General features: G+C 69.8%; 11 protein-coding genes. All 11 read left to right on the forward strand.

Annotation, left to right across the window (positions count from 1 at the left end; all coding sequences use genetic code 11):
* A partial coding sequence (locus tag F615_RS0116550) for a phage tail tube protein (protein WP_019562265.1) occupies window positions 1-538 on the forward strand: 538 nt, incomplete at its 5' end.
* A 10-nt stretch (window positions 539-548) separates the two neighbouring features.
* Window positions 549-956: a DUF6631 family protein gene (locus tag F615_RS0116555; RefSeq protein ID WP_019562266.1), complete on the forward strand. Its 408-nt coding sequence runs from the start codon at window positions 549-551 to the stop codon at window positions 954-956.
* Between the two features lie 29 nt (window positions 957-985).
* The gene (locus F615_RS20220) at window positions 986-1,150 is read left to right on the forward strand and encodes a hypothetical protein (RefSeq protein WP_019562267.1); all 165 of its coding nucleotides are present in this window, start codon (window positions 986-988) and stop codon (window positions 1,148-1,150) included.
* On the forward strand, window positions 1,147-1,788 hold the full coding sequence (locus F615_RS0116565; RefSeq protein ID WP_019562268.1) for a DUF6441 family protein: 642 nt from the start codon (window positions 1,147-1,149) through the stop codon (window positions 1,786-1,788). Before F615_RS20220 ends, F615_RS0116565 begins: the two co-directional genes overlap by 4 nt.
* Entirely contained in the window at window positions 1,788-4,484 is a 2,697-nt protein-coding gene (locus F615_RS0116570; protein WP_019562269.1) for a tail protein, read from the forward strand. Before F615_RS0116565 ends, F615_RS0116570 begins: the two co-directional genes overlap by 1 nt.
* Window positions 4,485-4,487: 3 nt before the next feature.
* Window positions 4,488-5,555, forward strand: coding sequence for a hypothetical protein (locus F615_RS0116575; RefSeq protein ID WP_019562270.1), 1,068 nt, complete (start codon window positions 4,488-4,490; stop codon window positions 5,553-5,555).
* Complete coding sequence (locus F615_RS0116580) at window positions 5,552-7,114, forward strand: hypothetical protein (protein WP_019562271.1); 1,563 nt, start codon at window positions 5,552-5,554, stop codon at window positions 7,112-7,114. Before F615_RS0116575 ends, F615_RS0116580 begins: the two co-directional genes overlap by 4 nt.
* 2 nt (window positions 7,115-7,116) lie before the next feature.
* A complete protein-coding gene (locus tag F615_RS0116585; protein ID WP_019562272.1) occupies window positions 7,117-7,905 on the forward strand; it encodes a DUF2163 domain-containing protein in 789 nt (262 codons plus the stop codon).
* Window positions 7,906-7,923: 18 nt separating this feature from the next.
* Complete coding sequence (locus F615_RS0116590) at window positions 7,924-8,151, forward strand: hypothetical protein (RefSeq protein WP_019562273.1); 228 nt, start codon at window positions 7,924-7,926, stop codon at window positions 8,149-8,151.
* Entirely contained in the window at window positions 8,148-8,357 is a 210-nt protein-coding gene (locus F615_RS0116595; protein WP_019562274.1) for a hypothetical protein, read from the forward strand. The genes F615_RS0116590 and F615_RS0116595 overlap by 4 nt, the downstream gene beginning before the upstream one ends.
* Window positions 8,357-9,830, forward strand: a 1,474-nt coding sequence (locus F615_RS0116600) for a phage tail protein (protein WP_019562275.1), incomplete at its 3' end; no start/stop codon positions are given. The genes F615_RS0116595 and F615_RS0116600, both read left to right, overlap by 1 nt.

Below are 9,830 nucleotides of genomic sequence, written 5' to 3' on the forward strand. Positions count from 1 at the left end.
ACTCATCCCGACCAACCTGGCGCTGGCGCTCTACGGGCACAGCACTCAAGTCACGCCAGGCACGGTCACCGGCGAAGCCTTGCCCAACCCGGTCACGCCGGGGCACCTCTATCCGCTCACGATGCAAAACGTCTCGGCGGTGCAGGTGCAGGACTCGGACAGCCCGCCCAAGACGCTGCCGGCCAGCCAGTACAGCGTCAACGCCAAGCACGGGTCGCTGGTGATCCTGGATGCCACCACCGGCGGCCCGTACACCGAGCCCTTCACGGTGGACTATGCGTTTGGTGCGGCCAGCCACACGGCCATGTTCACGCAAGCCTTGCCCGAGCGCTGGATCCGCTTCGAGGGCCTCAACACCGCCGATGGCAACCGCGAGGTGGTGATCGACCTCTATCGCGTGGCCATCAACCCGGCCAAGGAACTCTCGATCATCACGGACGAGCTGCTCAAGTTCGAACTCTCCGGCCAGGTGCTGGCGGACCTCACCAAGCCGGTCGGCGGCGATCTCGGCCAGTTCGGCCGCCTGGTGCTGTTGTAAGGAGAGGGCGATGACCGATGACAAGGCCGACTTCCAGACCTTCCCGCCCGTGCCCAGGGTGGTCACGGTGGCCGGCACCGCGCTGGAACTGACGCCGATCCGGCTGGGCGAGTTGCCGCGCCTCCTCGCGGCGGTGCGGCCCCTCGCTGCGGATCTCTCGGCCGAGCCGGACTGGATCGACCTCTTGGCCCGGCACGGCGAGGCGGTGCTGGAACTGCTGGCCATCACCACCCGGCGCGAGCGGGCGTGGATCAACGACTTGTCGCTTGACGATGCCGTGCGACTGGCTGCCGCCGTGTTCGAGGTGAACGCGGATTTTTTCGTGGCACGCGTCGTGCCGGCGATCCAGGGCGCGGCGCAGCGGCTGGCCCCGACCCTGCGCCAGATGCAAGCTGGGACGACGCCGTCGCCCGCCTGATCCGTGCCGGGCACCGGCTCGATGACGTGATGCGCTACACGCTGCCTCAGGCGCGGGCTTTGCTGGAGGCCGACGCACGGATCGAGCGGCAGCAACTGGCCCTGCGGCTGGCCCTGCACGCCGTGGCCGCCCAGGGGGATCGCGCGGCCATCGAGCGGCTGCAGCGCGAGTTGTGGGAGGACGTGCGGCCATGAAACTGACGCTGGCCACCTCCGGACTGCTCGATACGCGGCAACTCTCGGCCTGGAGCGCGCAGCGTCGACGGGTGATCCACGCGGCGGTGGCCAAGGGGATGGCGGTAGGCGGCCGCGAGGTGCGGGAGGCCGCCCGTGCCCAGATGCGCAGCGCCTTTGCGGTGCGGCGCACGAGCTTCGTCTCGTCGATGCAGACCAAGCTGTTCGACCGAAAGCCCGAGCGTCTGCCCGCGCTGTGGGTGGGCAGCCGCATCCCCTGGCTGGGCATCCACACCCAAGGCGGCACCGTGAGCGGCAATCTGCTGATCCCGCTGCTGCCCGGTCGTATCGGTCCCAAGCGTTTCAAGGCCGTGATCGACGGCCTGATGCGCTCGGGCAACGCCTTCTTCGTCGAGAAGGACGGCCGCGTGCTGCTGATGGCCGAAAACATCCAGGAAAACGCCGCGCAGCTTGGCCGCTTCAAGCGCGCCGAGCGGCAGCGCTCCGGCGTCAAGCGCCTGCAGCGCGGCCAGGAGATCCCGATCGCCGTGCTGGTGCGGCGGGTGGATCTGAAGCGCCGCTTGGACCTCGCCGCCGGGGTGCAACGGGCGTTGCCGGCACTGGCGCGGGCGATTCAACAAGAACTGGACAAAGTCTGATGGCAAGCAACCGCGCCCAAATCCTCATCCGCGCCGTCGACGAGACGCGCGGTGCCTTCGACGCGGTCAAGCGGGGCCTGGGAGGGCTGGCCGATGCCGCCCGCAGTGTCAACGGCGTGCTCGCCGGGCTCGGGGTGGCCCTGTCGGCAGCGGGCCTCGGGGCCATGGTCAAGTCGGCGCTGGAGTCGGCCGATGCGCTCAACAAGCTCTCGCAGCGCGTGGGCATCACGGTGGAGGCGCTCTCCACCCTGGTGCCGGCGGCCGAACTGTCCGGTGTCTCGGCGCAGACCTTCGAGACCGGGCTCAAGAAGCTCGCCACCGCGATGCTCGAGGCGGCCACGGGCTCGGAGGAGTCCGCCCGGCGCCTCAAAGCGCTGGGCGTGGAGTTCAAAAACCAGGACGGCACGCTGCGCGCGACCGATGCGGTGCTGCTCGATCTGGCCGACCGTTTCAAGGCCATGCCCGACGGCGCGCAGAAGTCTGCGCTGGCGGTGCAGTTGTTCGGCAAGAGCGGCTCCGAACTCATCCCCTTCCTGAACCAGGGGCGCGAGGGCATCGCGGCCCTGACCGGCGAGATGCAAGCGCTGGGCGTGCAGATCGGCGGTCAAACGGCTGCGCAGGCCGAGGCGTTCAACGACGCCATGGCCAAGGTCAAGCTCGCCACCACCAGCATCGCCAACCGGGTGATCGAGGCCTTCCTGCCGGCGATGAACGCGATGGCGGGCGGCATGGTCGAGTCGGCCAAGCAAGGCGGCACCTTGCGCGCGATCCTGGACGGCATCGTGCTGGTGCTCAAGACCCTGGCGCTGGGCGCGGCCACCGTCGGCAAGGCCTTCGTCGCGCTGGGCGAAGCCATTGGCGCCGGTGTCGCGGCGGCGGTCGAAGCGCTGCGCGGCAATACCGCCGGGGCCAAGGCGATCATTGCCGACCTCAAAGCCAGCCTGATCAAACGACTCGATGAGTTGGCCGAGTTCCGCGACAGTCTGTTCGACCCCAAGCCCATCGAGGTCCAGGCGCCCAAGGTGCAGGCCGACCCGGCGCTGCTGCAGCGGCTCACGGCTCCGGGCAAGACCCGCGACACGGCGAGCGCCCGGGCCGAGTTGCTCAAGGCGCAGATGGATGCCGAGTTCACCCTGCTCAAAGACGGCTTGCGCCGCCAACAAACCGCGCTCGACGCCGCGCTCGAAGACCGGCTCGTTTCCCTGCGCGACTACTACGCCCGCAAGACCGCGCTCGAGCAGCAGGAGATCGACGCCGAGATCGCCCGCACGCAGCAGGCGCTGGCACGCAGCCGGCAGCTGGCAGCCGGCGGCAAGAGCGAGGAGGAGCGCCTGCGCGGCAAGGCCGAGGTCGCCAGGCTCGAGGCCGAGCTGATCGCGCTCAACAACAAGCGCGCCGACGTCGAGCAGAGCAATGCCCGCGCCGCGGCCAAGGCCGAGCGCGAGCTGGCCGATGCGTTGGCCGCCGCGCGCGAGGAACTGGCCAGGCTCACCGGCACCGACACGACGCAGGACCGCAGAGCCGCGATCGAGCGCAGTTATCGTGACCTGCGCGCGCGCCTGCTGGCCGAGAGCGATGCCGACGGCGTTTCGCTCATCGACCGGCTGATCGACGTCAAGGCCGCGCAGGCCAACCTCGAGGCGCTCGAAGCGCAGTGGCGGCAGGTCACCGAGCGGCTGCGCAACGCGCAGGAGGGCATCCAGATCCAGAGCCAAGCCGGGCTGCTCACCGAAGCCCAGGCGCGGCAGCAGATCGTAGCCTTGCAGCAGCAATCGGCGGCCGAGATGCAGCGCCTGCTGCCCGCGATGCAGCAGGCCGCGCAGGCCATCGGCCCGGAAGCCGTGCTGCGCGTGGCGGCCTTCCGCAACGAGCTTGCGCGCACGCGGCTGGTCACCGATGAACTCGCCCCGGTGTGGAACCGCATCGGCGAGGCCTTCGGGCAGGCGGTGCAGGGGATCGTCAGCGGCGCGCAATCCCTGCGCGAGGCGCTTTCCACCATCTTCCGCAGCATCGCGGACGCCTTCCTGCAAGAGATGGTGCTCAAGCCGTTCCAGCAGTGGGTGGCGATGCAGGCGCGCATGCTCGCCGTCAAGCTGGGCTTGCTCCAGCAGGAGCAGGCCGCCGAGACCGCCGCGGCCGCGCAGTCGGTGGCGACCAAGCAGGCCGAGGCGGCGGCCAAGGTCAGCGCCAATGCCGCCGAAGCCGGATCCGGGGCGGCCGCCTCGCAGGCCGCGATCCCCATCGTGGGCCCGGGGCTGGCGATTGCCGCGATGGCGGCGATGGTGGCGGCCGTCATGGCGCTGCTGGGCAACATCAAGAAGTTCGCCGCGGGCGGCTACGTCACCGGCCCTGGCAGTGCAACCAGCGATTCCATCCCCGCGCGGCTGTCCGCCGGCGAGTACGTGGTGCGCGCGGCGGCCGTGCAGCGCGTGGGCGTGGCGTTTCTGGATGCGATCAACGGCCTGCGCACCCCGCCCGTGTGGGACGGGCAGCGCCTGGCCTTCGCCGCCGGCGGGCTGGTGCCGCCGGTGAGCGCGCCGCCCGCGCCGCCACCGGTGCAGCAGGCCGTGCGCATCGTCAACGCCATCGACCCGGGCGTGACGCACGACCACCTGCAAACGCCCGCCGGCGAGCGGGTGATCCTCAACATTATCGGCAGGAACGCCCGCGCGGTCCGTGCCGCACTCCAGGGGTGACGCATGGCCTTGCTCTTCATCGACGGCTTCGACCACTACGACCCGCAGCAACTGGACGACTTCGGCCAGCCGTGGCTGGCACGCGGCAAGGCGGCGTATCTCTCGCCGCAGGCCATGCGCATCCCCGGCCGGCGGCCGTCTTCCTACGCCCTGCGCCTGCCGGAAGGCTCCGGCGGCGGGTATGTGAAGAACCTCGATGCCGGCACGCCCAGCCTGATCGTCGGCGCGGCCCTGCGGGTGGCGCCTTTCGAAAACACCTATCAAGAGCCGGTGCTGCTGGGCGTGCGCGATACGACGGCCGGTGTTGCGCATCTGGTCAAGATCGGCGAGGACGGGCGGCTCAAGCTCTACCGGCGGACGGGATCGGGGATGAGCGGCTGGGACCAGTTGATCTCGACCTCGGTCATGACGGCGGCCGTGCGGGGGTGGCACTACGTCGAACTGCAGGTCGTGCAGGGCACGAGCAACGGCACGTTGAACGTGCGCCTCAACGGCGTGCTCGCGATCACCCTGTCGGCGCAGAACACCACCCAGGGCGGCGGGCCGCTGCTCACCGCCTTCGTGGGCGCGGTGCCGGGTGAGCCGTGCCCGGTGACGGTCGATGTGGACGACCTCTACCTCGCCGACACCAGCGGCACAATCAACAACAACTTCCTCGGCGACGTTCGGGTCGATGCGCTCCAGCCCCAGGCCGACGGGGCACTCAACCAGTGGACCGTCGAAGGCGCATCCAGCGCTTGGGCTGCGGTGAGCGACGGCGATGAGGCCAGCGGCATCCGCGCGGATGCGGCCGGCCTGCGCCAGAGCTTCGACATCGCGCCGCTGCCGGCGATGGCCACGCCCGCCATCCACGGCGTGCAGGTGACGCTGCTGGCGCGCAAGACCGATGCCGGTCTGGGCAGCGTCAAGGGCTTGGTCAAGAGCGGCACGCAGATCGCCGTCAGTTCCAGCCTTGTCCTGCAAGAGCAACTGGCCTGGCACACGGCGCTGTTCGAGCGCAACCCGAACGGCAACGTGCAGTGGACGGAAGCCGCCTTCAATGCCGCCGAGTTCGGCGTGGAGTCGGCATGACCGAGCGCCTCGTCGCCGAGCAGATCTCGGAGCTGGGCAGCGCGCCAGTGCCTGGCAGCGGGCTGGCCGCCTTGCAGGGCGAGGTCATTTCCCGCGCGAGTTTCGGCGCGGGCGTCACCACACTCTCGCCAGAGACGGCTTCATCCCCGCTTCCGCCTGGTCTTGCGGCCCGCCTGCTGGCGGAATCCTTGGCCGGCTCCTGGCCGCCCATCGAGGCGCCGGCGTTGTGGATCGAAGTGTTGCGCCGGGATACGGCATCGAGCGCCCTTGTTGCCACCGGCATGGAGGTCTTTGGCGACCAGCCTTGGCCGGACGCCCCGCGCGGCGTGTTTGCCTTCCGCCACGACTGGGCCGAGCCTTTGGTCGAACGCTTGGAATGGCAGACGGCCGTCACGCGGCTGGCCAGTGGCAACGAATCGCGCCACGCTCTCCGCCGCGTGCCTCGGCGGCTGCTCACCTACCAGGTTGGCCACGCCCGGCAGGCCGATGCCCTGGTGGCCGACTGGCTGGCCGACCATCTCGGTCAAAAGGCGCTGTGGCCGCTGCCGCAGTACGCGGTGCCGTTGACCGCCGCCTGTGCGCGCGGAGCGGAGGCGCTGCCCGTCACCGCCACGGACGCCGCCCGCTTCGGGCCGCTGGCGGCTGATCTGCGCCTGCGCTTCTACGGCGTGCGAGGCTGGGACGGCGACGAGCGCTGGATCCTGATCATCGCTCTTGACGGCTGGCAGATCGCCCAACTCAGCGATGTGGAAAGCGATCTGCTGTGGCTCACGCAGCCCTTGGCGCGCGCCGCAGCCGTGGGCAGCACCGTCATGCCCCTGGTGTGGGGCAAGGCCCTCGAGCCGGCGGATCTCACCCAGTGGGTACCGGGCATGGCGGGCGGCAGCGTCCACGCCCAGCTTCAGCCCGCGCCGCCGCCCGACCCGGATTTCCTGGGCGACCCCTGGCTCGACGGCCTGCCGGTCTGGCCCGACGGGAACTGGCGCGAGGATCCGGCCGCCACCGCGCAGGCGACGATCACGCGCCAGGACCTCTCCCCCGCCGATCCGTGGGTGCGCCGCGACGACCCGTGGCCGACGACGACCTTCCAGCGGCGCTATCTGGCGGCCGGCGCAGAGGAGATCGAGCGCTGGCGCGCGCGGCTGTGGCGCACGCAGGGCCGCCTTAAAGCCTTCTGGCTGCCCGATGGCCTGGCGCCGGTGCTGCGGGTGACGGCAGAGGCTGACCCCGAAGACGGCTTCCTGCGAGTGACGGGCGAGGACATCTCTGCGTTCTGGCACCGCCCGGCGGGCGCACTGATCCTGCACCCGGACGGCAGCCGGCAGCACGCGCTGACCGCGACCTGCCACCGCGATCAGGGCGGCGTGCTGGTATTGCGCTCGGGGCTGGAGGCGCCGGTGCCAGCGGGCAGCCGCGTCCTGCGCCTGGCCCGCTGCCGCCTCGACCACGACGCCGTCGAGTTGCACTGGCACACCCCCACGCTGGTCGAGATTGCCATCACCGCGCGTCAACTGCCGGAGCCACGCGGCAATGACCGCGTCCTCTATGTCGGTTACTGACCATGAGCGAAACGACACTTTCCGAACTCGAGCTCTACGCCTTCGACAGCAACAGCGCGCAGTTCCACCTGACGCCGCACGAGTTCGACGTCGATCTCGACGGTACGGTGTACGTGAGCACGCCCATCGAGCGCAACGCGCTGGCGCTGGGCGCCGAGGCCGCCAAATCCGCACTGGAACTCAAGCTGCCACCGAACTGCGATCTGGTGCGCCATCTGCTGGCGGCTTCGCTGACCGGGGAGGCCACCTCGATCACCCTGCGCATCGCCCGGCGTGGCACCTGGGGCGACTACTGGTGGGTCGCCGGCACGCGCTGGATGGGCCGGGTGCTGGGCGTCGAAGTCGCCGACGATGGCGCACGCGTGCGCTGCGAGTCCGCGCAGGTCAGCCTCAAGCGCATCGGCCTGCGGCGGCTCTACAGCCGCAAGTGCTCGCACGTGCTGTATTCGGCGGCCTGCGGGGCCACACCGATCACGGCCAGCGCCATCGTGAGCAACAGCACGGGCCGCAGCGTCGATCTCGATGGCGGCGTGCCCAGCAGCGTCAGTGGCGGCCTGGCCGGCGGCTGGCTGCAAACCACGGAAGGGGCCCGCCACATGATCGTGAGTGAAATGGGCAGCGGCGTCGAGTTGCTCTATCCGGTCGCCATTGAAGCCGGTACCGAGGTTCTGCTGACGGTCGGCTGCGATCACAGCACGGCCACGTGCCAGGCGCGCTTCAACAACCTCGAAAACTACGGCGGATTCCCCGCCATCCCGAGCAAAAACCCGTTCTCGACGGGCGTGTTCTGAATCCCTGGAGACAGCGCCATGTGGTACCTCGTCGTCATCGTGGTGGCAGCCCTGGTCTCGGCCGCCCTCGCGCCGAAACCGCCCGAGCCCAAACCGGCGTCCCTCTCCGACATCGATGCCCCCACCGCAGAAGAAGGCCGGCCCATCCCCGTCGTCTTCGGCGCGGTGCTCATCCGGGGCGCCAACGTCGTGTGGTACGGCGATCTGGAAGCCGAGCCGATCAAGAAGAAGGGCGGCAAGAAATGAGCAGCGACGTCCTCGTCACCATCGCCCACGTGCGCGCCGCCGGGCTGTGCGTGCACGGCACGCGCACCTGGTTCGCGCGCCACGGCCTGGACTTCCGCGCCTTCCTGCGAGAAGGGGTGCAGGCCAATGTTCTGCTCGCCACCGGCGATGCGATGGCCCTGCGTGTGGTCGAGGTCGCGCGCCGAGGCCATGAGGAGCCGCGCTGATGGGCGGGCGCAGCAAGAAACAGACCGTCGGCTACCGCTACCGCATAGGCCTGCACCTGGTGCTGTGCCAGGGGCCGGTGGACGCCGTGCAGGAAATCCAGATGGGCGACCGTACCGCGTGGGGCGATGCCGACCGTGCGCCGCTGCCAAGCGGCCACGGGCTCACCAGCCTCTCGATCAACAAGCCCACGCTGTTTGGCGGCGACGAGCGCGAAGGCGGCGTCGTCGGCACCATCGATGTGCTTTCTGGTCATACCGGACAAGGACGCAACGACTATCTGATGAGCCGCCTGGGGCCCTCCATTCCGGCCTTCCGGGGCGTGATGTCCTTGGTGGCACGCAAGATCCTGTTCGCGGCCAACAACCCCTACATCAAACCGTGGGCCGTGCGCGTGCGGCGATTCACCGCGGGTTGGTTCGATGCGCCGTGGATGGCGTGGAATGCCGAGGTGCGCGCCTGGGATGAGATTGAGGCGCGCGAGATCAGCGTCGGCATGAACCCGGCGCACATCCTGGTGCAGTGCCTGACCGATCCGCACTGGGGCATGGGCTATCCGCAGAGCAGCATCGGCTGGAGTTTCTGGAACGCAGCGTGGGCGCTGTCGAGCGAAGGCTTCGGCCTCAATCTGATCTGGACGCGCCAGCAGCCCATCGAGTCGTTCATCGCCCAGGTGCTCGACCACATCGGCGGCATCCTCTACACCGACCCGGAGCAAGGCACGTTCGAGCTGAAACTGCTGCGCGACGACTACTGGATCGAGAGCCTGCCGCAGCTCAGCCCCGACGAGATCGTGCGCATGGAACGCTTCGAGCGCGCCCAGTGGGGCGAGCTGCCCAACGAGATCACGGTGGTCTACACCGGCTGGGCCACGGGCGCAGAGGCAACCGTCTCGGTGCAGAACCTCGCGGCCATCCAGTTGCAAGGCGGCGTCATCAACCAGCGCCGCGACTACCCGGGCGTCAACTACGGGCCGCTGGCCGCGCGGCTGGCCCTGCGCGACCTGCGCGCCCTGGGCTCGCCGCTGGCGCGGATGAGCCTGACCGTGGCACGCGACACGCTGGAGCGTGCGCCGTTGCCGGGCGATGTGTTCCTGCTGCACTGGCCACGGCTGGGCATCGAGCGCATGGTCGTGCGCGTCACCGGCATCGACACCGGCACCCTGGGCGCGGCCGAGTGGCGCATCGAAGCGGTGGAAGATGTGTTCGGGATGAGCAACACCGTGCTCTCGCCCCCGCCACCGCACGTCGAGGAGCCACCGCTCGAACCGGTGCCGCCCGCCCTGGTGCTGGCCGTCGAGGTGCCGTACTGGGAACTGGCCCGGCGCCTGAGCCGTGCCGAGCTGGACTACCTGACCGATACGGACACCTACGTCGGGGCGCTGGCTGCCGCCGGTGGCCAAGGGCAGCTCAACTGGCAACTGGCCACCGGCGCATCCAGCGGCGATCTCGCGCCCGTGGTGGGCGAGGACTATG

Origin of the sequence: Caldimonas manganoxidans ATCC BAA-369 (assembly GCF_000381125.1) — a bacterium.
GTDB classification, from domain to species: Bacteria; Pseudomonadota; Gammaproteobacteria; order Burkholderiales; family Burkholderiaceae_C; genus Caldimonas; species Caldimonas manganoxidans.

Bases quoted from the DNA above. Each gene is read 5' to 3' on its own strand.
- F615_RS0116555 (WP_019562266.1), top strand. From the start codon at position 549: ATGACCGATGACAAGGCCGACTTCCAGACCTTCCCGCCCGTGCCCAGG.
- F615_RS20220 (WP_019562267.1), top strand. From the start codon at position 986: ATGCGCTACACGCTGCCTCAGGCGCGGGCTTTGCTGGAGGCCGACGCA.
- F615_RS0116565 (WP_019562268.1), top strand. From the start codon at position 1,147: ATGAAACTGACGCTGGCCACCTCCGGACTGCTCGATACGCGGCAACTC.
- F615_RS0116570 (WP_019562269.1), top strand. From the start codon at position 1,788: ATGGCAAGCAACCGCGCCCAAATCCTCATCCGCGCCGTCGACGAGACG.
- F615_RS0116575 (WP_019562270.1), top strand. From the start codon at position 4,488: ATGGCCTTGCTCTTCATCGACGGCTTCGACCACTACGACCCGCAGCAA.
- F615_RS0116580 (WP_019562271.1), top strand. From the start codon at position 5,552: ATGACCGAGCGCCTCGTCGCCGAGCAGATCTCGGAGCTGGGCAGCGCG.
- F615_RS0116585 (WP_019562272.1), top strand. From the start codon at position 7,117: ATGAGCGAAACGACACTTTCCGAACTCGAGCTCTACGCCTTCGACAGC.
- F615_RS0116590 (WP_019562273.1), top strand. From the start codon at position 7,924: ATGTGGTACCTCGTCGTCATCGTGGTGGCAGCCCTGGTCTCGGCCGCC.
- F615_RS0116595 (WP_019562274.1), top strand. From the start codon at position 8,148: ATGAGCAGCGACGTCCTCGTCACCATCGCCCACGTGCGCGCCGCCGGG.